Origin of the sequence: Leptospira ognonensis, assembly GCF_004770745.1 — a bacterium.
GTDB lineage: Bacteria > Spirochaetota > Leptospiria > Leptospirales > Leptospiraceae > Leptospira_A > Leptospira_A ognonensis.
This window is the reverse complement of the sequence record NZ_RQGD01000045.1, coordinates 124974-150460: the sequence shown is the minus strand read 5'-3', so window position 1 is coordinate 150460 and position 25487 is coordinate 124974. Positions and strand designations below refer to the sequence as shown.

Annotated in this window: 21 protein-coding genes; 9 read left to right on the top strand and 12 right to left on the bottom strand. The window is 38.5% G+C overall.

Annotation, left to right across the window (positions count from 1 at the left end):
• Positions 1-268 precede the first annotated feature (268 nt).
• Positions 269-649, top strand: a complete 381-nt coding sequence (locus EHQ58_RS16195) for a pepsin/retropepsin-like aspartic protease family protein (protein ID WP_135624952.1) — start codon at positions 269-271, stop codon at positions 647-649.
• 174 nt (positions 650-823) lie between these two features.
• Here the strand turns inward: EHQ58_RS16195 and EHQ58_RS16190 are convergent, their stop codons facing one another.
• From EHQ58_RS16190 to EHQ58_RS16180, 3 genes are read right to left on the bottom strand one after another with little or no spacing between them, the layout of a single operon-like run.
• Positions 824-1567 (bottom strand): polyprenol monophosphomannose synthase, encoded by a 744-nt coding sequence (locus EHQ58_RS16190; RefSeq protein ID WP_135624951.1) that lies wholly within the window; start codon positions 1565-1567, stop codon positions 824-826.
• Positions 1568-1594: 27 nt separating this feature from the next.
• A complete protein-coding gene (locus tag EHQ58_RS16185) occupies positions 1595-1909 on the bottom strand; it encodes a hypothetical protein (protein ID WP_135624950.1) in 315 nt (104 codons plus the stop codon).
• The gene (locus EHQ58_RS16180) at positions 1906-3513 is read right to left on the bottom strand and encodes an ArnT family glycosyltransferase (protein WP_135624949.1); all 1608 of its coding nucleotides are present in this window, start codon (positions 3511-3513) and stop codon (positions 1906-1908) included. Before EHQ58_RS16180 ends, EHQ58_RS16185 begins: the two co-directional genes overlap by 4 nt.
• A 500-nt stretch (positions 3514-4013) precedes the next feature.
• Here EHQ58_RS16180 and EHQ58_RS16175 point away from each other — a divergent pair, with 500 nt between their 5' ends.
• On the top strand, positions 4014-4385 hold the full coding sequence (locus EHQ58_RS16175) for a DoxX family protein (RefSeq protein ID WP_135624948.1): 372 nt from the start codon (positions 4014-4016) through the stop codon (positions 4383-4385).
• 161 nt (positions 4386-4546) lie between these two features.
• Here EHQ58_RS16175 and EHQ58_RS16170 read toward each other — a convergent pair whose 3' ends face one another.
• The 6 genes from EHQ58_RS16170 to EHQ58_RS16150 form a co-directional block, all read right to left on the bottom strand.
• Entirely contained in the window at positions 4547-5209 is a 663-nt protein-coding gene (locus tag EHQ58_RS16170) for a CAP domain-containing protein (protein WP_135624947.1), read from the bottom strand.
• 470 nt (positions 5210-5679) lie between these two features.
• The gene (locus EHQ58_RS16165; protein WP_135624946.1) at positions 5680-6888 is read right to left on the bottom strand and encodes a hypothetical protein; all 1209 of its coding nucleotides are present in this window, start codon (positions 6886-6888) and stop codon (positions 5680-5682) included.
• Positions 6889-7122: 234 nt separating this feature from the next.
• Positions 7123-7245, bottom strand: coding sequence for a hypothetical protein (locus EHQ58_RS19040; protein ID WP_281277122.1), 123 nt, complete (start codon positions 7243-7245; stop codon positions 7123-7125).
• Positions 7246-7350: 105 nt separating this feature from the next.
• Positions 7351-8865 carry a putative Ig domain-containing protein gene (locus EHQ58_RS16160; protein ID WP_167883663.1) on the bottom strand — a complete coding sequence of 505 codons (1515 nt, stop codon included), beginning with the start codon at positions 8863-8865 and terminating at the stop codon, positions 7351-7353.
• Positions 8866-9751: 886 nt separating this feature from the next.
• Positions 9752-10093: a hypothetical protein gene (locus tag EHQ58_RS16155; RefSeq protein WP_135624944.1), complete on the bottom strand. Its 342-nt coding sequence runs from the start codon at positions 10091-10093 to the stop codon at positions 9752-9754.
• Between the two features lie 8 nt (positions 10094-10101).
• Positions 10102-10374 (bottom strand): hypothetical protein, encoded by a 273-nt coding sequence (locus tag EHQ58_RS16150; protein ID WP_135624943.1) that lies wholly within the window; start codon positions 10372-10374, stop codon positions 10102-10104.
• A gap of 443 nt (positions 10375-10817) precedes the next feature.
• On the opposite strand from EHQ58_RS16150, the gene EHQ58_RS16145 reads away from it, so the two are divergent.
• A complete protein-coding gene (locus tag EHQ58_RS16145; protein ID WP_167883662.1) occupies positions 10818-12170 on the top strand; it encodes an Lcl domain-containing protein in 1353 nt (450 codons plus the stop codon).
• Between the two features lie 294 nt (positions 12171-12464).
• On the opposite strand, the gene EHQ58_RS16140 is transcribed toward EHQ58_RS16145, so the two are convergent.
• Positions 12465-12767, bottom strand: coding sequence for a hypothetical protein (locus tag EHQ58_RS16140; RefSeq protein WP_135624941.1), 303 nt, complete (start codon positions 12765-12767; stop codon positions 12465-12467).
• Positions 12768-13356: 589 nt separating this feature from the next.
• Between EHQ58_RS16140 and EHQ58_RS16135 the strand changes: the two genes are divergently transcribed.
• Together EHQ58_RS16135 and EHQ58_RS16130 are read left to right on the top strand one after the other, a co-directional pair.
• On the top strand, positions 13357-14220 hold the full coding sequence (locus EHQ58_RS16135; RefSeq protein ID WP_135624940.1) for a response regulator: 864 nt from the start codon (positions 13357-13359) through the stop codon (positions 14218-14220).
• A gap of 44 nt (positions 14221-14264) precedes the next feature.
• Entirely contained in the window at positions 14265-17813 is a 3549-nt protein-coding gene (locus tag EHQ58_RS16130) for a CheR family methyltransferase (protein ID WP_135624939.1), read from the top strand.
• A gap of 17 nt (positions 17814-17830) precedes the next feature.
• On the opposite strand, the gene EHQ58_RS16125 is transcribed toward EHQ58_RS16130, so the two are convergent.
• Both EHQ58_RS16125 and EHQ58_RS16120 read right to left on the bottom strand, forming a co-directional pair.
• Entirely contained in the window at positions 17831-18181 is a 351-nt protein-coding gene (locus EHQ58_RS16125) for a cytochrome b5-like heme/steroid binding domain-containing protein (RefSeq protein WP_135624938.1), read from the bottom strand.
• A complete protein-coding gene (locus tag EHQ58_RS16120) occupies positions 18178-19377 on the bottom strand; it encodes a ferric reductase-like transmembrane domain-containing protein (RefSeq protein ID WP_135624937.1) in 1200 nt (399 codons plus the stop codon). Before EHQ58_RS16120 ends, EHQ58_RS16125 begins: the two co-directional genes overlap by 4 nt.
• A gap of 592 nt (positions 19378-19969) precedes the next feature.
• On the opposite strand from EHQ58_RS16120, the gene EHQ58_RS16115 reads away from it, so the two are divergent.
• From EHQ58_RS16115 to EHQ58_RS16100, 4 genes are all read left to right on the top strand, one after another.
• Positions 19970-22222 (top strand): glycosyltransferase family 4 protein, encoded by a 2253-nt coding sequence (locus tag EHQ58_RS16115; RefSeq protein ID WP_135624936.1) that lies wholly within the window; start codon positions 19970-19972, stop codon positions 22220-22222.
• Positions 22219-23151, top strand: coding sequence for a glycoside hydrolase family 130 protein (locus EHQ58_RS16110; RefSeq protein ID WP_135624935.1), 933 nt, complete (start codon positions 22219-22221; stop codon positions 23149-23151). Before EHQ58_RS16115 ends, EHQ58_RS16110 begins: the two co-directional genes overlap by 4 nt.
• On the top strand, positions 23141-24628 hold the full coding sequence (locus EHQ58_RS16105; RefSeq protein WP_135624934.1) for a glycoside hydrolase family 130 protein: 1488 nt from the start codon (positions 23141-23143) through the stop codon (positions 24626-24628). The genes EHQ58_RS16110 and EHQ58_RS16105 overlap by 11 nt, the downstream gene beginning before the upstream one ends.
• Before the next feature lie 186 nt (positions 24629-24814).
• Positions 24815-25438, top strand: coding sequence for an ArsR/SmtB family transcription factor (locus tag EHQ58_RS16100; RefSeq protein ID WP_246047401.1), 624 nt, complete (start codon positions 24815-24817; stop codon positions 25436-25438).
• Positions 25439-25487: the final 49 nt, after the last annotated feature.

Below are 25487 nucleotides of genomic sequence, written 5' to 3'. Positions count from 1 at the left end.
TTTATAAAGGAACAATTTAACCATCCCTTGTTAGATGAATCGGAATGGTCACGCTACGTTGTATATTGTAAATGATTTCTTTCTCTCACCCTTCGGTACGCTTCGCTACTCAGGGTTCGGTAAGAGTATGATAAACCTCACCAGGATTTGGTGGGGTTTTTTTGTGTCTTGAGGGTGAGGCTTTGAAATGGACAAATCCATTTTCGGCATGCCAAAATCGTGATCGCTTTGACTTGATTTAATTTTTTATCCAAGTGAAACTTTTCGTATGGGTTTAGCCTACGGCAATTTACAAATAAAGAATCCAAAGCGGACATATCTTCAACCGATTAGTGTAATTGCATTGGCTGATACGGGTTTAGTTTACTTGATCATTCCTGAACATGTTAAGGTGCAATTAGAACTCGAGGAACATTCTAGAAAAGAAATTGAATTGGCGGATGGATCGAAGCAATTTCTTCCATATGTAGGTCCTATAGAAATTGCATTCAAGAATAGAATTGCGTTTGTCGGAGCAATTGTGATGGGAAATGAAGTGCTGTTAGGCGCAATCCCAATGGAAGACGTGGATTTAATTGTGATTTCGAAAGATAGAAGAGTGGATGTGAATCCTGAAAATCCTAATTTTGCTGCGGCGAAGGCGAAGTAGAATATTGTTTAGATGACTTTTTCTAACCGACCGCTAAGGAAAATCCTAGCCTTTTGATAAGATCCAGTCTCCGAATCCAAAGGAAGGTCCAATATTCGCGTCAGATTGCCCATTACTTGCGGTGAGCCCGCCGTATCGTGGGAAGACAGTCGAGGCAACAGGCGATTATTTTTTTTATTTGCAAGAATTGAAAGCAATGAAACTCCTACTCGATGCTTTCCATTGCTTCCATTTAATCGAAATTATATCCCAACAAAAATAAATGATTACGGCCGAATCCAATTTTGACTTACCCCATTTACGGAGACCGAAAGTATAGCCCACTTCTGCGATTTTATCCGTACGAAATGTACTTAATATTTCAAAAAGGATCTTAAACCCCCGTGGATTAAATTTCTCTCTTATTTGTAAATAAACCGATCTTCGTATCCCAAAAAAACCACTCATAGGATCCGTAATCGGCACTTTAAATAACCATTCAGAAATTTTTGTTGCGAATCTGGAAGCGAACTGACGTATTATTGGAAAATTACCATAACCGCCGTCAGTACTTCTTCGTGAGGCAACGACTATATCGTTATCATTAAGTAATTTAATGACTTCAGGAATTTTACTATAATCATGTTGGAAATCTGCATCAACGACTACCAAATTATCGCCTTTTGCCATTCCATATCCGAACGTTACAGCAGAACTTAATCCGCGTTCTGTCATTCGAACAAAAGGAAAAATTCGTTTGTCATATTCTGCAAGGACTCTTGCGACTTCATACGTTCCGTCTGGGGAATTATCATCTACAATGATAATTTCAAAGTCGAAAGATGCTCTATCGAGAATTTTTGAAATTGCATCTACGCAGTTTTTGATATTCCCTACTTCGTTAAATGTTGGAAGAATGATACTTGTTTTTGGATACATGACTGGTCATTTAACTTTTTTATAAAATTAAAAAAGCCCTCGGGTTTGATTTTTAATACATGCCTCACCACCTTCACATGAAGTTTCGATGGATTTGAAACATTCGGAAAACAGTTGGAATTGTTTGGTGCAAAGAATCTCACAGGCTAAGTGATAAAGTTTTGGATCTTGTAATTTCAGTTGGTCCTCGTTTAAACATGAGGTTACTTTTTCGCATAGGATTTTACATTGATTGGTTTGTTCCCCTGTGGCTTTAACTCCAAATCTCGTGAAATTGTCTTTGGAAAAATCCCAAAGGGAAACAAGAATTAGCAGGAAGACGACGAGACCGTATTTTTTCATTTGATTTCTTTTCGTTTCCAAACACTCACTTCTGTTTGAAAGTCAATTTTGTCCCTCTTTAATAGTGCTTGGACTATTTGAAGCAAATCTAGATTCAGATGTTGTTTCCATCGATACCAGGAGCCAATTTTTTCCCATTCATCTGATAATTTTAGATCATTAAAAACTACTAGGGTAGATGAAACGGGACATGACTCTGCATAGGTAAGAGGAAGAGAAAATGTTACATGATAATTCATAAGTTTATTTTGTACATCCATCCCGGTCCATGGGTTCTCTGCGATAACACAGACCTCTTTTTGGACCAGACCCGATAGTTGTTCTGCTGTATCAGGATCAGCCATTGGACGAATCAAAAATAACATCGTAATAGGTACAATTAATAGCTGAGGTAGAAATATTTGATAAAAATTTGCATTTACTTTTTGATTCTGAAATAGAAATCCTAAAGTAAAAAAAATCGCAATCAATGAAAAACCGAAAAGTGCTGGAAGCCGCAAAACGATTGCTATGACAAGAATTAAAGTATAAGGCATGAGAATCGACATTCGATTGATTTTTGAAAGTATCACTGTCTCCCAGGTCGCATTGCTTAGCGCTGGCAATAAAAAAAGAAAAGGGATGAAAGGTGTTACATAATAAGGATCTTTTCTATTTGGTAGTAAGTGAAAGATTGTCACGAAAAGTAAAAATACTAGAAATCCGGATGTAAAAAGTTGATTTCGATGGTTCGATTTTTTTCTCACTGTCTGCCAAATTTGAAGAATGATGGGTATCGAAAACGGAGCCGAGTAGAGCAGCCAACCTCCCCAAATCCTAAGACCGGATTGATTGGCACCATAAAATTTTCCCATATTTTCTGTCATAAAAAAGAATCGTAGCAGTTCTTTTCCAGCGGTACTATAAAAGTACAAATAGCAAATCCAAGAAAGTGGAATAATGAGGGAAAGCGAAAAAAGGGAAAGAGTTAATCTTTCTTCTTTTATATAGGAAAAGGAGATATGAAGTTTTCCCTTTCTAACACGAATCATTTTGATATAAAGATAACTCAATAAAAAAATGCTAATATAGACATGAAGGATTGGCCCTTTCAGTAAATAACCAAATCCGACTAAGAAGCTACCCCATGCAACGTAAGTTATGTTTTTCTCAATTTTGGATTTGTAGAACAAAAAGACATAAAGCAAAGTAAAAAACACCATTGCTCCTTCCATCATCAGTATTCCAAAAAACTTCAAAGATAGGAAGGAAAAGCCAAAAGCCAAGGTAGCTAATTTCGACTCTTTAACTGATTTTGATAAAGAAAGATAAAAAATGTAAAACAAAGTTAACGTTCCCATGCCATACAGAAAAGAAACCAACCTCTCCGAGAGATAGTTCACGCCGAAAATAGTATCAAAAATCATTCCCATCCAAAACAACAGGGGAGGTTTGTAAGGGTTGGGTAGACCAGATAATGCCGGTAAGGCGTAACTTCCTGCTTCCAAGCTCTCCCGAATGGAACGAATGTGCATGATCTCATCCCCCTGGGGAAAAGGGGCATCCGGTATAGAAAGGGTCATCGCCAAAATTGAAGTAAGAAATAAGATCAGTCCAATAAACATATTTGTTATTTATTTATGAAAAATAAAAGCTGACCAGTCAGTCAATATTAATATTAAAAATTTGATTTAATTTAGGACTAGAGAAAAGCGACTTGTTTTGAAAAAGTTGAAAACATTCTTAGAAAAGTGGCGATTTTTGTGGCAGGCTTCCTCTAGTTTTACTTAATCCGAGGACCAATCGTCGGTTCCTTAGGATTTCTATCGGAAACAGAGGAGCCAGTCCGCTTAAAGGCGACTATAGGTTCTTGTTTTCCGCTTTAGTTAAAATAGAAATCTAAGTTGATTCAAAAGGGATTCGCAGGCTATAGGTTTATTTCTAACAAATTTTATTTATAACCTAAATTGGCAGTAGCTGCATTTGAGAACGATAGGACCTGGGTTCGAATCCTAATGCATATCATCTACAAATCGGTAGAGCAAAGGGATAAATTCCGCCCACAATCGAAGGGAAGAAATAGTGCACAAGCTCTTTAATCATACATTTAAAATAGGAGAAAATTATGTCAGAAAAAAATAAAAAAATAGCGTATTGGTTTTTTACTCTTTGGTTGTCTTTGGGTATGGTATCGACTGCGATTGTACAACTTATGAAACATCCTGAAGAAGTAGAAAAAATAAACCAATTGGGTTATCCCACTTATTTTTTAATCCTTCTCGGTGTTTGGAAATTACTCGGCGTGATAGCTGTTCTTATTCCAAAGTTCATTCTATTAAAAGAATGGGCTTATGCTGGTTTTTTCTTTGCTATGTCAGGGGCAGTGATTTCGCATTTAGTTTCTGGTCATTCAATTGGAGAAATATTTCCTTCCCTTCTTCTTTTGTCACTAACGGTGAGTTCTTGGTACTTACGTCCAGCAAATCGTAAGTTTTAAAGAGGACGCGCTGATTTAGATAAAAAATGATCCGATTAAAGTTTTGAATTCGTCTCGACGGTGCTGGTTCCTAAGTTTAAAATTTAACTACTTAGGAAAGTATTTCGCCTTATCATAATGGAAAGGTGTACTCGGACGATGTGTACTTCAAACTAAATTGATTAACGAATGGTAGCAAAGACATTCGTCCAATAATGGGCGTAATCTGCTTGTGCATTGACTCCTTCGCGAGCTGTATATCCAATGCCCACATGGGTGTAATTGCAATTCTCCATATTGGCTCTATGTCCCGAAGAATTCCACCACTGGTCAAAAGTGCCTTCCGCTGTGGAGACGCCTGCGGCAATGTTTTCGCCAGCACCAACGTTGAGTCCTTCTGCCTTCACACGGGTACTAGGTGTAGAGCCGTCTTGTCCCGTATGAGAAAAAAAATTCAAACTTACCATATTATCATTATGCTTTTGTGCTGCTCGGTTCAGAGCGGGATGTTGCGCCGTTGTTCCCGAACATTTTGAACCATTTAAAAAACTTCGAGAGCTTCCATTTGAGAGTGTAAAAGATCCCTTATTTCGGTAAGATTCTAAAATATTATAAAATTCTAGTGCTTTGCCAGAAAGACTACCGGATGAACTGACAGTGGCAGCTGCAAGTCCCAGAAGCAGATTCCTATCTGTCTGTTTTTGATTGCTGTCGCATTCCTTCTTTAATGTTAAAGTATCGACGGGACAGTCAGCTAAATTTTGGATGCAGTTGGTAAAAAACAGAACTATCAAAAGAGAAAAGAGAATCGTATAAGATTTTGGTTTGTGAAGATACTTGAACATAAGTAGGATCTAACAAACACGACATTTGTAAAGGAAAAATATGTCAAAGTAAATTGTTGGAACGCTTTCCAAATAAGTTTAATCCGCATCTAAAGGAATCTACTTATTGCCGTCAGTAGTTAATGGTCTTATCATATAAGTTAAGATAAAATGGAAATTTCTTATTTCCAGTTGCACGCTATTCTTTAGTCATTGCTTCTCTCAACCTTTTCGCTTGAACCAAACTTTTTCAGAAGAGGAAGAATTTCTCGCTGTTAGAGTATCAAACATAAGGGTAAGTTCTCTACTTATTTCCTACATTTTTACACACTTACTGTTTCATTCATTCACGGAAGGTGTAGCTTTTTAAAAAGAAAACTAACAACGGATCAGAAATGTATAGGGGAGGCCTTCAATGATAAATTTTATGATCCGTATAATCAGTGTCTTAAGATTGCCCATTTTACGAGACTATATGGTGCGAATGAACATTATATTTTATTTAGAAACACAGCATCGGATACATACATTGCATTGATCACAGTTTTTCCGATGATCTCTTTCTCCAACACTATTTTGCGTTCGGGAAGTTGGATCACTTTTAAGTGATTGCGAATGCCTAGTTTTTGGTCATAGCTTCTCTTAATAAAAACGATGTAAGGTTCAAGAGTTGTTAGATCCGATTCATTAGAACTCTTATGATAACTAACTGGCATCATGCTAACAAATTGATAGCCATCTGGAACTTTGAAATCTTCCACTTTGCCTGTCCTTCCATCTACTAACTTCCAATTTTGAATTTTATCTTCTATGTCTGCAATCTCGTCGGTAAATAAAAATAAGCTGGATTGATTTAACACTCTGAATTCTGGATTGGATAGGTTGAAGGTGCCAGTGGGACCTTTTATACTCATTTTAAATGTGAATAATTTCTTTCGCTTTTTTTCGTTAATATCATAAGTTTCTAGATTGTAAGATTTGGATTCAGGATCAACAGAGACAGGTGTGAAAAACGCAACCAATCTACCATCATCGATGAGACGTGCACTCAAAATGGCTCGATCAGATAAAATTTCTTCAGGTTTGCAATTTAGAGAACTGCAGTATAACAATTTTTGGGAATAACCATCGTTTGCACCCACAAACGAATTTTCTATTTTTTGAATCGATCTGTCTTTTTCTAAAATTCTGAAGATATGAGCGCCACTTGGCAAAAAATCATCTAACCTAACAGTCTTTCTGTATTTGTCAAAGTGAGGAAAGAACAATGGTTTATCGCCTTCCCATTCAAAGAGCCTTTGGTAACCTACCTGATGGATTTCTTGAAAGACAGAGCGATTTAGACCTTCCAAGTACGAGATAAACTCTCTTAAGATTTTGATGCCAGTATCCAGCGGATTTTTTTGCTCGGTCACTCTGCCCGTTCTCCACTCGTAAGATGTAATCTTACGGTTTGAGCTATAGGAACTACTAAAAGAGAGGATTCTTTCTTTTGAAATTTGGATTCGATCCTTAATTTGAAAATCAGTCGGAAATTCAAAGGTAGTTTCAGAATCTTGATTTATAAGGATTAGATGACTTTGTTGATTTGAGGCAATTACATTCAATAATAATGTGCCTGTTTCGGCATATACTAGGGAATGCATTGAGAATGTAGCATATACCAAAACGAGTTTTATGAGAACGGCTGATGATTTCATTCGCCTTAAAAATCATAAATTCGAGACAAAGTCAATCAGATTGTGATCATAGAATTATGGCTTTTTGTGGAGACTCAGTATAAGTTTTCCATTCCATATTACACGTCTGGAAGCCAGATGGTGCGAATTGCGATTATCTTATGTATTTCGAAACTTTGGTTACGATATTTCGAAATAAGATAGCGTACTTCCTTATATTAAAATATACAAAAATGATCTAATGTATATCAAAACTCAATTGTAACCCATAGATTTTAATTTGTCAAAAAGTTCTCTGTCGCGGGAAATTAAGTATTCCATGAGAGGGATTTTTAATTCATCTGTTACAGTCCCTGTGGCTTCCACTTTTGTTCGCACAATTCCGCCGTATTCACTTGGAACTTGTTTTGTCTTTTTGATTTAAATTTACTCCTCCGCTGATTTTTTAAACGTTCACAAACAACGTCTCATCTCCTTAGAATTCTATAAACTGTTTTCCCATTTGAGTTTGGGATAGTCGAGGGCCGTCCCAAAATTCCAAATAGTTGTATCCCAAGAGGTATAAATGGCAGTTGTAGCGCAAGAATCGTTCGGGACCACTGGACATTTCAACTGTGTTGTCGTTTTCGGAATCCCACGCGTGTCATTGTCTGCCTGATTGGCAACATTAATATTATAATATGACTCCTCTGATGAGCTCGTTATCGAGCCGATGAGTCCACCTAAGCTGGATGTGCCTGTTACTGAACCAACGGAGTAAGAAAATTTTGTTTTACCATCCGTTAGTTGACCCTTTCCCATGATTCCGCCAACTTCGGTACTCCCAGTAACCGATCCCATCCAATACGAATTTAATACGAGAGTACCAGCGGCTCGCCCAATGATTCCGCCGACGGCGCCATTCCCCGTAATAGTTCCCTTCCCTTTACATCGAACGACCTCATCCCCCCCAAAAGAGTCACCAACGAGACCACCAGTATACGAGCCGCCACCTACAACCGTTCCAGAAAACGAGGAATCGTATATGGAGCCTACACCGGAGAATCTGCCAACAAGTCCACCTGTCCCATCCGCAAATCCATCGACAACTGCCCCATAGGAATGGATATTTTTAGCGTATGCGTTTAACAATCCGATGACTGAACCAGACTGTGCATTCCCTCTGACATTCGCATTACTAAGTCTTAAATTTCGAATCTCAGTAGTCGCACCACCTACCACATAACCAAATAGACCTTGATGGCTCGTTGCATTATTATCAATCGTAAGATTATGAACTGTATGATTCTGACCATCAAATACTCCAGTAAATTGGTTTGTGATATTGCTTATGGGAGTAAAATTTGAAATCGAGGAAAGATCTATATCTTGCGTTAGTTGGTAATAAGATCCCGGATTGGAAATATGATGAGTGCTCATGGATTGCAATTGGAGAGGGTTACAAATCTGGAAAGGATCGGCAAGCGTTCCAACACCGGTAGTGATGGAGACGTCTGCACATGCTGCTGGGATGACGGAAGAAATTCGAATCGTCGTTTGGGCACTCTTTGCATCAGCAGTTCCCGTGATGGTAAAATCGGCATTTGTGACAACCTCTGAGATCGTTCCCGATATAGAGCCTGATCCTGAATCTAGTTTCAATCCAAAAGGTAAATCAGGTGAGACAGTAAAATAAGTAGGGTTTCCAGACAAAACTGGAGATTCGTTTAAGGAAGACACTCCTGTCGTTAAGGAGAATGGTGAATTCACGTAGTTGATTTGAACGGATACTGATCCATCTGTTGAACAGTTACTCGTACAGTCCGAGCTACTTTCTCCTTCGGAATTGTTACTTTGGGAATTGTTATCTTGAGAATGATTAGATTTTTCCAAAACGCGAAGTGCTGATAAAAATTCTATGGGATTTGTATCTAAAGAGGGAAGAACCTTACACGAATTTCCAAGAAACGATATGAATAAAAAGAGGAAGACACGGATTATTTGCTTCTTTTGATTCAAATCATTGTTGCAAGTCCATGTTCGCATCCACTGAGTGTGAGCTAGAAATTAAATATAGTCAATCAGAGAAAAAAAATAAAATCTGAAGTGTATAGAAAATATTGTAGCAAATATTTGCATGTATTATGAAAATTTCCTCGATTTTACTCGAGCTCTTACGAAAGTTCTTCGCCTTATCTTAAATAAAGCCCCAAAGCCAGAAATGATTTTCAAAATTCCTTACAGATACCCATTCTGGAAAGTCAAAATCAAAAGGAGAAGAAGATCGAAAAAACGGTCCCCGGTTTATTTCTGTGGCTTTTTGATAAAGAACAATCTAAATATCACTTGTTAGATGGAGGGGAATGGTCAGTCTACAATGTATTCTGTATCTGAGGAGTTTGAAAACATAAAAAGGCTAACTCCAGTTTAATGGTATAAAGGGGATTTAGTGGGACATAATCAGAGGTGGATTGATCGAACCCCCGCCCGAGTTAGGGTGGAGGGGAGTGGCTCGTGGGAAGGCGCAAGTTTTCCTTTAATCACAAAAATCTAATCCTTACAATCAGAAACAAACTTATTAATTTTTTTTATTTTGTTTAGTGCGCAGTTTCTTCCTGTATCAGCGGCAGTTACACTTGCGGCCGGTAGAGGGAATAAGGATACAAACTTTTCGGAATCTCTGAATGTCTCGTTTCTCTTACTGATAGGCATCGGACGGATGAAACCACAAAACGTTAGTTAACTTGAATCATCTCTTTCGTTTCTCTTTCTCGCGATTAGCAACAGTTATTTTAAGGTTAAGTCAAAGATACGGAAGCGCCGACTCTCGAAGAGACCTTAAGCCCACCGTTTGTGGTGAGCTTGTAGAACCAAAGGAAGCAAGTCGTGATAAATACGACTGTTTCTATTTTTTTGTTTTTGCTGGAGCTGCCGTGCTTTCTTTCACTGGTATCCCTTCAACATTAATGCAGCTGGTGAAAAGATAACGAAAGTTTACGGCAGAAACAGTAACGTCTTTTAAACCTGTCGTACCTGCGGGTGCCTTTGCGATTGCATCTCGTATAGCATCCGCTACATTGTTTCTGAACCATTGATTAGAAACAAAAGAACAATCATTTCCTGTTACAGGCTCGCCCAAAGTTTCCAGATTGGTGGGTGCTTGTAGTTCGTAAGATTTAAAATTTCCCCATTTGTGGGTACAGTTAACTAATAATACAAATGTAGTTGCGATAAAAATATTTTTCATTTGATTACCTATTTAATTGCCTTGTATTGCAAACAGCTTTTACCAAATCCAGTTGAAAATTCGAGCCCTATGTTCTCATATTTCTCTTTTCCTGCTGCTTTCAGTTTTGCATTTCCATCTTCCAACATATTTGTGATCAGCGTTGCGCAATGTTCTGCGATTGGGGTTTGATCTAATTCTGCCATTTCTGTTGCGGCAGGGACCGCATAACCAATTTTTCCAAAAGTAAAACAATTCACTAAAAGGAACGACATCGATAGGATTAATAACTTGATTTTCATCCTTACCTCTTTTGTTTTTTCCCAATCAAATCTGATCGCCTTACCAGAGTCAAATTATTTTTCATAACAACATGAGGAAATTCTTGTGAATGAAATACAAAATGGACTCTCCCGACTGTAGTGACTAATTCTACAAACGAGACTAACGATTAGATTACCATTCTCTGAGGATGCTGCTATCGTATTCCATTTTTGGCGATGCAGTAAATGATCTAGTGGAAAAATATACATTTTTAAGATTCCGCGGAAACGCTAAGGGCTATGTCAAAATGTGCGATGTTAGAAGTTAAACGTCGATCAGATAGAACACAAAATTTCGTATGAGCAAGGGTCAAAAGTTTCCTCAGGATTCGACCCGAACTTAACCTTAACAAAAAAAACTCCAGAAATATAGAACAGGACGCCAAGATCGGCTTTGTGCGTTAGGATTGATACCCATGCTCATGAATCCTGCAATTGCCTCCGCTCGATTATTAGGTTTTGCAACGAGACGAGGTTTGGCGTTGCCCCTATCCCTCTTTCTCGTTTATTCCTGTGCGCCTTTGAACTTAGAAAATTCAAACGATCCGGGGAGTAGAACAAATCTTTACCTTCAGGCTATCAACTGCATTTTAAAAAATCCTTACTGTTCCGCTGGTAGGGCAGGTGGTTCTGGGACAAATGCGGAAATAGCACCAACGTTTCGTTATGCTGGTAGTCCCTACACGTTTACACTGAATCTTCCCATTTCTACCATTACACCCGATGTGACAGGCACGATTACCACCTGTTCTTCCAATCCCTCGCTTCCTTCAGGTCTTGTACTCGGCAACGAGAATTGTGTTATATCCGGTACACCAACTGTAAACCAATCTCCTACCTCTTATGAAATTAAGGCAAGCAATGCCATCGGAAACTCTAAAGAAACAATCAACATTACCGTTAGTCAAACCACGTACACTATAGGAGGAACACTCACGGGACTGACGGCACCAGGATTGGTATTACAGAATAATTCCGGTGATGATTTAGCAGTTTCAAGTGGTGCCAGTACATTTACCTTTAGTTCCTCGATTGCAAGCGGAGCAAATTATTCTGTGACAGTGCAGACACAACCACCTGGATTATACTGTTCCATTACGAACGGAAATGGAACGGCAAATGCAAACATTACTTCTATAGCTTTGGCATGCGTATTTGCGATAACGCGCAATTGGGGAACATTTGTGGATAATAATGATGGAACCGTAAAATTGATGGGCAATGCGGGAACCTTTGGTGGACAAGTTTATACGGCGGAGACTCTGACGTGGATGAAATGCATTCATGGACAAGTCTGGAATTCAGGAACGAATGATTGTACTGGAACAGGATCTGGTCCTACCTACGGGGCGATAACAACTCCCTATTGTAGTATAGCTGACGAATCCTGTAATGATGTAGGAACGAAACTTTTGAATGGCACTGGCACGTCTGGTGCATGGTCGGCATGCGAGTCGCTGAACACTGCAAACGCGGGAGCTGGGACAAATGGCAAAACAAACTGGCGTGTTCCTACTAAAAATGAATTTAAATTATTAATTGCGTGTACTAATACAACCGTAATTTCAAACGATCTTGGAACTTGCCCTGGCGGTTCGCCAAATCCAGCTATTAATAGTTTTTTTCCAAACACGATTTCTAGCACTTATTGGTCTGCATTGACCTACGTTGGTAATACAAACCTAGCGTGGTATGTGCAGTTCACCACTGGTGCTCAGGTGTCCTACAACACAAAGTCCAATGGCCTTTACGTTCGTTGTGTCTCGGGCCAATGATCACCTGACAATCAGTTTGGTGAATGGTTATTTCTCCTTCGCATTGCAAAGGGAAAATTTTTCTTATGAATGAATGTTCCATTACAATATGGATCAATTTCGTTACACATTCTGGCTTAAAGCTGATCCTAGGGATTTGAATTAACGGCCAGTAAGGAAAGCCGCGAAGTGGTTCAACCTTTTTTTATGATGAAAAAAATCAAAAGATAACGTAAGATTTGCGACACTTAATTCTAAAAATATATTTTTAATAAAAGTATCTATCCCAGGGGAGATAGATACTTTTTAATTTTCTTAAAGTTTGTCTGCTTCAGCCTGGTATTTTGCAGCTTCATCTAATGCTTTTTTGGAAAGATCTTTATACTTCTTTTCATTTTGCATTTCTGATGTTGCTTTTCCGCCTTGCGGACCTTTTGCGAGAGCATCATATTTTTTAGAAAGTTCTTTGTAATCCGCAGCTCTCTTAATAAAATATTCTTTCGTTGTTTTTTTTGCTTCCGGTGCAACGGCTTCCTTGAGTAATAAATTTTCAAGTTCCGAAATCGCAAATACTTGTGATGTGATAACCAATAACCCAATCATTAAAAGTTTCTTCATAGTTTTAATCTCCTATAAACACAAATTATACTTTTCTAAATATTGTAAATTTATTTTTCAAAATATATAACATGTAATATATGTTTGACGATCATGCTTATGAAATAGGAAATCTGTACAAATATTGTGGGTTATAAAATGATTCTAATTCTCTTTTTGTGCCTGCTTTTCTTTCGATTACTTTTCAAAAGGGATACGTTTGCCGATTTCTTAAGGTGATCTTTACATTGAAACACAGCGCACGCCAGTTAGCGAAGGAAATACATAATGTATCTTCCAGAAATCGCGAAAATACTTCGAATGCACTTTTCATTGCCTCCTTCTTTGGACTTTGACGGATGATGGTGTCTGCTCGGTACAAGGCGGCATTTAAAAAACTTAAGATTAAGTAGATTTATAGGTATCAATTCGTTCATCACTTCTTCAAAAACCGCCGTAAATTCGTATCTGGTAGAGGAACCTCCCTAAAAGCTGAATTTGATCAAACCTGAATTAGCGGATGTATTATTATAATTTTCTTAAAAATCCGATTTTTCTCGCTATTGATCTGAAATATGCATTCACTCATAGCAAGGAACGGCTGATTTCAATGAAGTCATATAGCGATTTGGACCAAAAAGGAAAAAAAATTCTCTACGTGGAAGACGAAGCTTTGATCGCCATTTTAGAATCAAAACAATTAAAGAGTAAAAACTACGTGGTACATCACGTTTCCTCTGGGGAAGACGCAGTTGCCAGCATAATGGACGATCACTCAAATTTTGATTTGGTGCTCATGGATATTGATCTGGGAGAAGGTATGGACGGTACGAAAGCAGCGGAAGAAATTTTAAGAATCAAAGACATACCGATCCTTTTTTATTCTTCGCATACCGAGCCTGAAGTCGTGAATAAAACGGAGAGCATTTCGGGTTATGGATATCTGGTGAAAAATTCGGGAATTTTTGTCTTAGATGCTGCGATCAAAATGGCCTTAAAGCTATTCCAGACAAAACAAGAACGCAATCAGGCTGAGATCTCCATGAAACGGGCATTTCACGAATTGAGCGTCCATCAGGAGGAACTTTCGGCTCAAAACATTGAGTTGCGTAGAGTACATTCTGAACTAGAAATTTCCAAGTCTCGTTATTTTGATCTTTATGATCTCGCACCACTTGGTTATCTTACTGTCGGTGAATTAGGCCAGATTTTGGAAACAAACCTTACGGCTGCGACTCTTCTAGGTCTTACTCGACCTGAACTTCTCAAAATGAATCTGACTGATTTCGTATTACCCGCAGACCAAGATATATTTTATCTACACAGAAAAAATCTTTTTGAAAGCAGAATCCCCCAATCCTTTAGCCTGTATTTAATTAAAAAAGATAGTGAAAAGATTAAGGCGACTCTCAGCACGTGTTTATCTTTGGATGAAAGTGGCAGAACTGCTTATAGAGTCATCATAAGTCTTTGAGTAAGAAAAGCACCAAAGTAATCCCTGAACATAGGAAAGTGTAAATGAAAAAAGCAGAGTCATTTGCTATCGTTGGTATCGGTGCCTCCGCAGGTGGACTTGCTGCGTTTGAAGCTTTTTTCGCGGGTATGCCTACTGATAAAGATCCAAATATGGCTTTTGTTCTCGTGCAACACCTGGCACCAGATCATAAAAGCATACTTGCGGATTTGGTTCGACGTTACACCCGAATGGAAGTATTTGAAGTCGAAGACGGTATGGTTCTGAAGCCAAATTGCGCCTACATCAAACCACCTAATACGAATCTGTCTTTTCAACAAGGCCATCTAAAACTCAGCGAACCGTCTACGTTACGAGGGCAACGTATGACAATTGACTTTTTTTTTAAAACATTGGCTGAGGACCTCCGCGAGCGTGCCATCGGCATTGTTCTTTCGGGCACTGGATTTGATGGAACCCTTGGTGCAAGGGCAATTAAAGCTGAAGGTGGAATGGTTATGGCACAATTGCCAGAGTCAACAGAATACGAAAGTATGCCACGAAGTGTCATCGATTCTGTTCTCGTTGATTTCGTGTTAACTCCTGCAGAAATGCCAGCGCAATTGATCCGTTATGCGGAGCATTCCCTAGGTAAATTGCCGAAAAAAGAATTCATTTCTTCTGTGAGTACGGACACACTTCAAAGAATATTTACCTTATTACGAACTCAAAGCGGCCATGATTTTTCACAGTATAAACCTAGCACAATACTTCGAAGGATTGAGCGCCGGATTGCCATCCACCAACTTATGACGATAGATGAATATGTTGCGTTCGCGAGTCAAACGCCTACAGAGGTGGATGCATTATTTAGAGATGTCCTTATCGGAGTTACAAATTTTTTCCGAGATCCAGATGCTTTTGCAGAAATAGAAGAAAAGATCATACCTCAACTCTGCGATAAAAAAACTGCTGATGCCTCTCTTCGAATTTGGGTTCCTGCCTGTTCCACTGGAGAGGAGGCATATACGATTGCCATCCTGATTTCAGAAGAGATGGAGAAGAGAAAAATCCATTTTCCAGTCCAACTTTTTGCCACCGATATAGACCCGAAGGCGATAGCAACTGCTAGAGCAGGAGTCTATCCTGAGACGATCGCAGAGGACATCACGCCAGAGAGACTTGCGCGGTTTTTTGTAAGAGAATCTGTAGGAAATACCTATAGGGTGCATAAAGGCATTCGAGATATGCTTGTATTTTCAGAACAGGATCTAACGCGTGATCCACCTTTTTCTAAACTCGATTTGATCAGCTGCCGCAATCTCCTCATCTATCTAAGTAGTGACCTACAAAAAAGAATCATAATTCTTTTTCATTATGCTTTAAATCCAAAGGGATATCTTTTTCTTGGAAATTCGGAATCGGTTGGTGATAACTACCATCTCTTCACCTCCTTAAACAGAATGCTTCGAATATTCCAAAAAAAGGAAGATATCATTAGTTTTCAACGTTCTTTTTCTGCTAGGATCATTCCACCAGGTAACGATTTGATACCGTCGCCTTCGAAGGGTAGAGTCAAATTTCCACTAAGAGATATCGCCGAACAGGCGCTACTCAAGCAATTTGCACCAGCAGCAGCACTGGTTGATGACAAAGGCAATATCCTTTATTTACACGGTCGCACGGGTATGTTTTTCGAACCCGCACCAGGTGAGACTATTGCACCAAATATCATGAAAATGGCCAGAGAAGGGCTCAGAAGGGACCTCTCGCTGTCATTTCACAAAGCAGTGACGAGTCGAAAGCAAATAGAATGTAAAGAGCTTCAAGTCAAAACCAATGGGAGTTACTCCACTATCAATCTTACGATTAGTCCTTTAGGTGATTCAGATCATGCCAACACGGAAGTTCCTTTATTTTTAGTAGTTCTAGAAATTATTTCGGCGGAAGGTATCGTAGCTATACCTTCCGCTGATAAATCAACGGAAAGCGCGATGATTCTTTCCCTTCAAAAAGAGTTACAATCCAACCAAGAATATTTACAATCAACGTTAGAAGAACTGGAAACAGCAAATGAAGAATTAAAATTCTCAAACGAGGAGATGCAATCTGTCAATGAGGAAATGCAATCGACTAACGAGGAGCTGGAGACTTCCAAAGAGGAACTCCAATCCGTAAACGAAGAGCTAGCAACGGTAAATCACGAATTGCAATCCAAAGTCACAGACTTATCTCGTGTAAATAATGATATGAACAATTTACTCTCTGGTACTGGGATCGCCACAATCTTCGTCGATTACTCTTTGCGTATCTTACGATTTACTCCAATGGCGACAAAAATTATCAACTTGATCGAGAGCGACATCGATAGACCAGTCAATCATATACTTTCTAATCTAAAAAACTACGAAACATTAACCTCTGATATACAAGCAGTTTTAGATACACTCGTACATAAGGAACTAGAGGTTCAAACCACTGCCGGTATCTGGTATTCCATGCGCATTCTGCCGTATCGGACTCTAAATAATGTGATTGAAGGCGCTGTACTCACTTTTGTCGATATCAATGAAGTCAAACGATTGCAAGCTTTGCGAGAAGCCGTACTTACCACACTCCAGAATCGCGAAAGAGATCTGAAGGAGTCACAAAGAATTGCTCATGTTGGTAGTTGGCACATAAACATGATCACAAATGAAGTAGATTGGTCAGTTGAACTGTATCGAATCTATGAAATAGATTCCTCTCTTCCTCCACTGCCTTTTGTGGAGCAGATGAATCTATATTCACTGGCGAGTCGAGAATCATTCGCTTCGGCAATTACAATTTTACAGGAGAAAGGAACACCATATAGTCTTGAGCTCCAATCTGAGAGAAAAGATGGGAGTGTCCGATGGATGTTTGTGAAAGGTGAGGCCGAGTATGACATGATTGGAAAAATGATCGGTCTCTGGGGTGCAGTCCAAGATATCACCAAACAAAAACAGGTGGAAGAGGAAATCACAAAACAACTAACAGAAAAAGAGATCTTGTTGAAGGAAGTTCACCACAGAATTAAAAACAACTTGGCATCCGTAGAAGGTCTTCTCACCTTACAGTCCGAAGAGACCGAGATCGAAGAGGTGAAGCTTGCTTTAAGAGAATCTATCTCACGCATCCAAAGTATTCGTCTTCTTTACGAAAAGTTACTTGCTGGTCGGGATTATCAGGACATAGCTATAAAAGATTATCTCAATAGTTTACTTGATTCGATTTTATTGGTATTTGCTGGTGGTAAAACCGTTTCTATCGAGAGGAGGATCGATGATTTTTCCCTCAACTCGAAAAAAGCGATCACTCTTGGCATCATCGTGAATGAACTCATTACTAATATCTTCAACCATGCGTTTACCGAAAAAGATCATGGAAACATTCGAATCGATCTGGTGAAAGATGAAAATCGGATCACTTTTAGTATCAAAGACGATGGCACGGGCATAGTTCCAAAAGAAGTCCCATCAAAATCTACTGGCTTTGGCCAGCTAGTCATTAAGATGCTCGCCGAACAGCTCAAAGGTACATTTCGCGTTGAAAATGACTTTGGAACAAGAAGTATTCTAAAATTTGAAATCTAAAGGTTTCAGATTCGTTCCTAATTTATCTGAAGATCACCTATATAAAATTCTGGTAAAATCTGAGTTGCGAATTTTGAATGAGGTTTTCCTTTTTTTTGATCTTTTGTATTGAAGGCTGCTGTAGATTCTTTCCCACACCATTTGAGTATCACGTCCGGCGGTGCTGGATGATCCTGATTGTAGTCCGTTACATCAAAAATTTGATTTTTAATTACGATCCAACAGGATGTTGCTGAATTGTGTTGGCTAACTTCTTCCATTCTATAAAATTTATGAACTGATTTGCTTTCTGTATGATCACCATAAAAATAAAAAAAAGAAAAGGATAAGATAAAGAATGCTGTGGTAATGTTATAAATTATTTTCATAAACGTAAATCAAATTGCTCGTAATGTATAGATTGATGAGAAACACCTTTTGAGTAAAGCCAAAGAACTAATTCATTCATTAAAGTAGGAGGACCACAGATAAAAAAATCTATTTCTTGTAATTCGTAAAAAGTTTCCATTTCGTGAAACAAGGGTTTAAGATTTTTATCTGTTTCAATCAATTTGAATTGGAAATATTTTTTTTGATCGTTGAAATTTTCGAATATTGGCACAAAGGGAGAGTCTTTTCTGTGTTTCAGTAACAGATACATTTTTGTTGGTTTTGTTATTTGTTGATTATAAATGAAGGATAGAAATGGAGTAGCTCCGATTCCCGCAGCGATCCAAATTTCTTTCTTCATTGTATTGCCTGAATGAAAATTTCCGAATGGTCCGAGCACGTTCGCTTTAACTCCAGCTTGCATTTTTAAAATATTTTTCGTACATTCTCCTAAAGATTTTACAGCAATCATTAGATTTCCATTCTCCAAAAATTGAATGATGGAAAAAGGATGAAACTCTCCACAACCTTTGAAGCCGGGTCCTTCATAAAAGGCGACAAAAATGTATTGTCCGGAAGAAACAATCAGACTTCGTTTCATGGGTTTTAATTCAATTTCTATAATTTCGGAAGAAGAAAATTTTACGGATTCAACAAGGAAGGGAATGGAAATTCCCTTATGATCCAAGCCAAACAGTCTGAGAAACAAGATTAGGAGAGGCGGTATTCCCATAATGGAATAAAAAGAATAAAAGCCTTTTACCAATAAAACATGATGAAAACCTAAGAGATAGGCGATGGCGAGTATTGTATGAGAATATTTCCAAGCTCGGTAGGGAAGCTGGACATTGAATGTAAAAAATAAACCTAATATAAATAATACGATCGAAATCCATCCAGTGGACATGGACCATGAATTCTGAAATCGTAAAATTTGAATCCAGAGATTTGGCTGATTATGAAAAAACAAATCCCAACCAAGAAGTAGTGGATGCATAAGAATGAACGCATAACCAATAGTTGCGAATTGATGGTGCCAAAGGTTCATCCTTTCAAGACTTCCTAACCAAAAAGCCAACCTAGGAGATTTAAGAATTAAAAGTAGGGAAAGAGACAGTAATAACATTCCGGAGAAGGCAAAAATGAGGCTGATACTATGCCAAAAGTGGTTAGTTAAAAATTGATTTATGCTCATCTTACGAATCTTTATTTCCTATCCAATGAATCTATTGCTATTGATTCCTCTTTACAGAGGAGCTACTTTGAGAACCGTTCGAGAATACATGCTGCCCTGCTAAATAGCGGCCTTACCATATGTCTTGAGTGCAAAATGAACCAGCGCTTCCATCTCTTCTGGATTCATTACATCCTTTTTAAAAAATGATACCTTGCCGCCCACAGAACAAAAAACAATCAAAAAGCGATGAAGTCCTTTCGCATTCAAGCTTAGCTTGCTATCTTACAATTCAAGTTGAATTTATCTATTCATGCCTAAATTTGTACAGTAAACTGTTTCGGATTGAAAGTTAAGACTTCATTTGGAATGTGCTTCAACAAAATCTTGTTAAAAAAGTGATTGCTAGTTTATCGGATTGTGATTTCAATAAGTATACAATTTATTTAGTATAATACTTGTTTGATCATAGCATAGGACAAGGGAATTTTAGAATGATTCCTCGATTGCGATAAAATATTTTTTGTATCGTATCATCGAAGGAGCCGCGCCCAGTGCAAACGAAAAATCATTCTCTGAAGAATCCTTTCATTATTAAAGAATTTTTTTGCAAATGAAACGAATTGGTTTCATCGGAAATTATGCTCCACGCCAATGTGGAATTGCAACCTTTACAACGGACTTATGTGAATCTGTTTCGGTGGAATATCCGGAAATCACATGTATAGCAATACCAGTCAATGATATAGAAGCTGGTTATGCCTACCCATCTCGAGTCAGATTCGAAATCAGTGAGAAAGATATTAATTCTTATTATCGGGCAGCAGACTTTTTAAATATAAACAATGTCGATCTAGTTTCCCTTCAGTTTGAATACGGAATTTTCGGAGGAAAAGCAGGAGGACATGTATTGGCACTCCTACGTGATCTCCGTATGCCCATTGTTACTACTCTTCATACAATATTAAAAACACCAGACGAAGATCAAAAATCGGTTTTAGAGCAACTCGTCGCACTCTCAGATCGTGTCGTCGTGATGAGCGAACATGGTGCTGAAATGTTAACTCAAGTATATAATATCAATTCTGAAAAGATAGATATCATACCTCACGGTATCCCCGACGTACCTTTTTTTGACCCAAGTTTTCACAAAGATATCTTCGGTGTAGAAGGTAAAATTGTTCTGATGAGTTTTGGATTGATATCACAAAATAAAGGTCTAGAGAATGTCATTCTTGCCTTACCTGAAATCGTGAAACATTTTCCGAATGTCGTTTACCTTATCATCGGTGCCACACACCCTCAAGTCATTAGAAATGAAGGGGAGGCTTATCGAATTTCTTTACAGTTGTTAGCGAAGGAGCATAAAGTAGAGAAAAATGTAATATTCTATAATAAATTCATAAGCCAAACGGAACTGATGGAATTTATCGGAGCGACTGATATTTATATTACACCTTACCTTGAGCCGAATCAAACTGTTTCAGGAACACTTGCGTATACGTTAGGTGCCGGAAAGGCAATTATTTCGACTCCTTATTGGTATGCAGAAGAAATTTTAGCGGAAGGAAGAGGTGTATTGGTTCCTTTTAGAGATCATGGCGCTCTTAGCCATGAAGTGATTAATCTTTTAAGAAATGAATCAGATCGGCATGCGATGCGCAAGAAAGCCTATATTTATGCTAGGAATATGGTTTGGTCAGAGGTGTCGAAACGATATATGGAATCTTTTCAGAGAGCCAGAAAAGAGAAGAGATACTTTTCATCGCAGGGCCTCGTCAAAAAATATCGGCAGACCCCAACGGCTGAACTACCTAGTTTAAATTTGAATCACCTTTCTCATATGACAGATGACACAGGACTTTTACAACATGCTTTTTTTACTTTGCCTAACTATAATGAAGGTTATACGACAGACGATAATGCCAGGGCGCTCATTGTCTGCACTCTCATAGAGGAACTAGATAGTGAAATAGTGTTTAATTTAGGGTACCGATACTTAGCCTTCTTATGGTATGCATATAATCAGAAAACAAAAAGATTTAGAAATTTTATGGATTATCAAAGAAATTGGCTCGAGGAGTCAGGTTCAGAAGATAGCCATGGACGTGCCTTACTAGCCCTTGGAACTGTTCTTGGACGTGCTATCTCTCCTAAGTTACCGACGATCGCAGGACGACTATTTGAGGAAGCATTGCCATCGATTCTTACGACAAAAAGCCCCCGCGCCTGGGCATTTGGACTCTTAGGAATCAATGAATATTTAAAAAGATTTTCTGGTGATAGACGTGCAGAAAATGCCAGAGAGGAATTAACAGGTCGATTTTTTACCTTGTACAAAGAGAATCGCAAACAAGATTGGCCTTGGTTTGAACAAGAGTTAAGTTACTGTAACGCATCAATTCCGCATGCTCTCATTGTTTCTGGTTCCTCAATGATGAACCAAGAATTAATGCAAATTGGTTTTGATTCACTCCATTGGTTGCTCGATTTACAGCAGGCAAAAGCAGAGGGAGGTCATTTTATACCAATTGGAACGAATGGTTTTTATGCACGAGGAGGACAGATAGCAAGGTTTGACCAACAGCCAGTTGAGGCCCAGACTATGATCTCTGCCTGTCTAGATTCTTTTCGTATTACAAAAGAAGTCGTTTGGAAAAATGAAGCACAACGAATTTTCGAATGGTATCTTGGTCGAAATGATTTAAAAGTTTCTCTTTATGATCCTTCGACGGGCGGCTGTAGAGATGGACTCCATCAGGACCGAGTGAATGAAAATCAAGGTGCAGAATCAACTCTCGCATTTTTACAAAGTAATTTAGAAATGAGACTTTTAGAAAATCACTCGAGATCTTTATCCACTTGAACCAACTTACAAAAGGTATTTTTCAGAGATTTTCAGATAATCCAATACTAACGAAAGATATATGGCCGTATGAAATCAATTCCGTATTCAATCCAGGCTCTATCTTACTCGAAGACGGAAGTACACTGCTCTTTTGCCGAGTTGAAGATAAAACCGGGAAATCACATCTAACAAAAGCTATCTCTAAGGATGGATTGCATCATTGGAAAATTGACGAGAATCCCACTTTTTTACCTAATTATGACATTCATGACAGTTGGGGTGTTGAAGATCCGCGAATCACTTATTTGGAAGAACTTAAAAAATACGCGATCGTTTATACGGCTTACGGAAAACCTGGTCCGTCTGTCGCGTTAACATTAACAAAAGACTTTATTCATTTTGAGAGAATGGGAACCATCCTTCAAGCAGATGATAAGGACGCAGCTTTATTTCCCAAAAAAATAAAGGGAAGGTATGTAATGGTCCATCGGCCGAGGACTGATTCCGGATCTCATATGTGGATATCGTATTCCAATGATTTAATTCATTGGGGAGACAATAAGCCAATGATAGAAACACGAGCCGGCAGTTTTTGGGATGCAAATAAAATTGGTTTAGCGACTCCGCCTATCGAAACAGAAGGCGGATGGTTGGTTTTATATCATGGAGTTAAAAATACTTCTGCAGGAGCTGTTTACCGAATCGGGCTCGCACTTTTTGATTTAGAAAATCCTGAAATTTGCATCAAAAGAGGCGCAGAATGGGTGTTTGCTCCTGAAACCTTTTATGAGAGAGTAGGTGATGTAGGCAATGTCGTATTCCCGTGTGGTTATGTAATATTATCGGATCGTGATACAATTCATTTGTATTATGGTGCCGCAGATACGTGCATAGGAGTCGCAATGGGTAAAATTTCAAATATGTTGGCTTGGTTACATGAACAATAATGTTTCTGTCTTTCGAACTGGAATCGAACTCACACCTGACTATCGACGTGTTTTGTACCGTCCTCTCATCATTTCACCAGACGAGAGGGTCATTAAAATCATCGGAAGAATTCAATCTCTAACGGAAGATCTGGTGATACAGGAATTAGGTGAATTGTTAAGTGAGTTCGAAGAAAGACATAGAAGATTAAAGATATTTTTTCTTCAACGTTTCCATCAAATGAAACGATTTCTTCTAACAGACCTTCCCTTAAGTGAAGAAAGAAAACTTTTAATTGGAGCCTATTTTACTCAAGAGTATGCTCTTGAGTCAGCTGCTCTTTTTAATCCATCCATGATCTGGCATCCCGACCAAAACAATTTACCCGAAGGGAGTCGAAGATTCATTCTAAGTTTGAGGGCAACCGGAGAAGGGCATATTTCCTCCATTACTTTTCGATCAGGATTTATCGATGCTGAAAACCATATCGCAGTAGCAATACCAACACGTTATGTTTCCACTGCAGAAAAAATTCAAAATCCGGAATATAACAAAGAAATATTTGAACGAAAATTAAGTGAGCTCGATTTGCAGAGTGATTTTTCGATCAGTATTCTTGCCAGTTTAGAAGAACGTTTTTCCATTGAAGATTTAAAGAAAAGCATAGGAAATTATTTTCGAATTTATAAAAGAAAAGTAAGCGAATATGAATCTTTAGCAAATGGAATACTCAGTCTTGCCCTCTCCAACTACGAAATCATTTACGAAAGTGAAGAGAGGTTGTCCGAGCGTATTATTTTTCCTCATTCACCTTCTGAAAGCAATGGTATCGAGGATGCTAGATTTGTTGATTTTGTAGATGATGATAACAATCATATCTATTATGCCACCTATACCGCGTATGATGGACGAGTGATTTTTCCGCAACTTCTTGAAACAAAAGATTTTTTACATTTCAAAATCTGTACTTTGAATGGGCCAGAAGTAAAAAATAAAGGAATGGCCCTTTTCCCGAGAAAAATTAATGGAAATTATGCGATGATTTCCAGGCAAGATAACGAAAATTTATACCTTATGTATTCTGAGGATATTCATTTTTGGCATTCAAAAACTCTGATCGTAAAGCCTACTTATCCATGGGAGTTTCTACAAATTGGAAACTGTGGCTCACCGATTGAAACGAAAGCGGGGTGGCTGGTTTTGAGTCACGGAGTCGGAGCTATGAGGAAGTATTCCATTGGCGCTTTTTTACTTCACTTAAATGATCCGACTAAGGTTATCGGACGACTTACGAAACCACTCTTGACACCCAATGAGAAAGAACGAGAAGGTTACGTTCCAAATGTTGTTTACAGTTGTGGCGCAGCGGTGAATGGAGATCAGCTAATATTGCCTTATGCAATGTCAGATCGATCGGTGGGCATTGCTCTGATCAGTTTGAAAGAGCTTTTAGAGAATATGACGTACGAGACTGACAATTTCTCGTCAGCTGGGTAGGGCGGTTTGCCCTATGCCAATCAGGTAGACTTGAGGATGATTTCCAAAATGAAGTTCCTTTACGATTCTTTTGGGAAATACATTCTTACATTCAATAAAAAAATAGAATGTTTTTTAGTCTAAGTCTATTCTCTGTCTCAAAAAATCTTGCAGACTTCAGCCGAAAACATTTCTTTTGATAGTAGTATGAGCGTTTTAGAAACGATTCCGCGAATGAGTGAGATTGCTAGCATGCTTGGCAATGAATCGCGTCTTTTACTGCTCCAACTCATTGCTGAGGGAGAAAAATCAGTGGAAACACTTTCTGAGCACTCAGGCCTGCCAGTTGCAAGTACCTCACAACAACTTCAGCTTTTGAAAAAATCGAGGATGGTCGCCACCCGTCGAGAGGGGAAAAGAATACTTTATCGGCTCGAACCTGGACCTATTCGAGAGTTACTCGAAGCCTTAGAGAAATTTGCAGTCTTCAAAGAAGTTCAGGAAACTAAGAGGATTCGCAACGAAGCTCCCGAAAACCATTCTGGCATTTCTAATTTAGAACTTCAGGCAAAAATGAAAAAGGGGGGAATACTTGTCGTTGATGTCCGTTCTAGTGAAGAATATAAGAAAGGACACATTGCAAACGCGATAAGCGTCCCATTGCAGGAGTTAGGTGCGCATAAATTTCCAAAAAACAAAGAAGTGATCGTTTATTGCAGAGGTCCACTTTGTATTTTGTCCGTTAATGCCCTTGCTGTTCTCCATGCACGTGAGATCACGGCATCAAGATTAGCGACAGGGTATTCAGGTTGGGCTTCTGAAAATCTATAGAGATTTAGGAGAGCAGAATGCTGTAAATATGATTCATATAAATTATTTT

What these genes read in the sequence shown, in the direction of transcription:
- EHQ58_RS16165 (WP_135624946.1), bottom strand. Translation starts at nt 6,888, where the DNA reads ATGAAATCATCAGCCGTTCTCATAAAACTCGTTTTGGTATATGCTACA.
- EHQ58_RS16145 (WP_167883662.1), top strand. Translation starts at nt 10,818, where the DNA reads ATGAATCCTGCAATTGCCTCCGCTCGATTATTAGGTTTTGCAACGAGA.
- EHQ58_RS16115 (WP_135624936.1), top strand. Translation starts at nt 19,970, where the DNA reads ATGAAACGAATTGGTTTCATCGGAAATTATGCTCCACGCCAATGTGGA.
- EHQ58_RS16190 (WP_135624951.1), bottom strand. Translation starts at nt 1,567, where the DNA reads ATGTATCCAAAAACAAGTATCATTCTTCCAACATTTAACGAAGTAGGG.
- EHQ58_RS16150 (WP_135624943.1), bottom strand. Translation starts at nt 10,374, where the DNA reads ATGAAAATCAAGTTATTAATCCTATCGATGTCGTTCCTTTTAGTGAAT.
- EHQ58_RS16120 (WP_135624937.1), bottom strand. Translation starts at nt 19,377, where the DNA reads ATGAGCATAAATCAATTTTTAACTAACCACTTTTGGCATAGTATCAGC.
- EHQ58_RS16125 (WP_135624938.1), bottom strand. Translation starts at nt 18,181, where the DNA reads ATGAAAATAATTTATAACATTACCACAGCATTCTTTATCTTATCCTTT.
- EHQ58_RS16180 (WP_135624949.1), bottom strand. Translation starts at nt 3,513, where the DNA reads ATGTTTATTGGACTGATCTTATTTCTTACTTCAATTTTGGCGATGACC.
- EHQ58_RS16155 (WP_135624944.1), bottom strand. Translation starts at nt 10,093, where the DNA reads ATGAAAAATATTTTTATCGCAACTACATTTGTATTATTAGTTAACTGT.
- EHQ58_RS16170 (WP_135624947.1), bottom strand. Translation starts at nt 5,209, where the DNA reads ATGTTCAAGTATCTTCACAAACCAAAATCTTATACGATTCTCTTTTCT.
- EHQ58_RS16130 (WP_135624939.1), top strand. Translation starts at nt 14,265, where the DNA reads ATGAAAAAAGCAGAGTCATTTGCTATCGTTGGTATCGGTGCCTCCGCA.
- EHQ58_RS16185 (WP_135624950.1), bottom strand. Translation starts at nt 1,909, where the DNA reads ATGAAAAAATACGGTCTCGTCGTCTTCCTGCTAATTCTTGTTTCCCTT.
- EHQ58_RS16195 (WP_135624952.1), top strand. Translation starts at nt 269, where the DNA reads ATGGGTTTAGCCTACGGCAATTTACAAATAAAGAATCCAAAGCGGACA.
- EHQ58_RS16105 (WP_135624934.1), top strand. Translation starts at nt 23,141, where the DNA reads ATGAACAATAATGTTTCTGTCTTTCGAACTGGAATCGAACTCACACCT.
- EHQ58_RS16140 (WP_135624941.1), bottom strand. Translation starts at nt 12,767, where the DNA reads ATGAAGAAACTTTTAATGATTGGGTTATTGGTTATCACATCACAAGTA.
- EHQ58_RS16100 (WP_246047401.1), top strand. Translation starts at nt 24,815, where the DNA reads ATGAGCGTTTTAGAAACGATTCCGCGAATGAGTGAGATTGCTAGCATG.
- EHQ58_RS16175 (WP_135624948.1), top strand. Translation starts at nt 4,014, where the DNA reads ATGTCAGAAAAAAATAAAAAAATAGCGTATTGGTTTTTTACTCTTTGG.
- EHQ58_RS16135 (WP_135624940.1), top strand. Translation starts at nt 13,357, where the DNA reads ATGAAGTCATATAGCGATTTGGACCAAAAAGGAAAAAAAATTCTCTAC.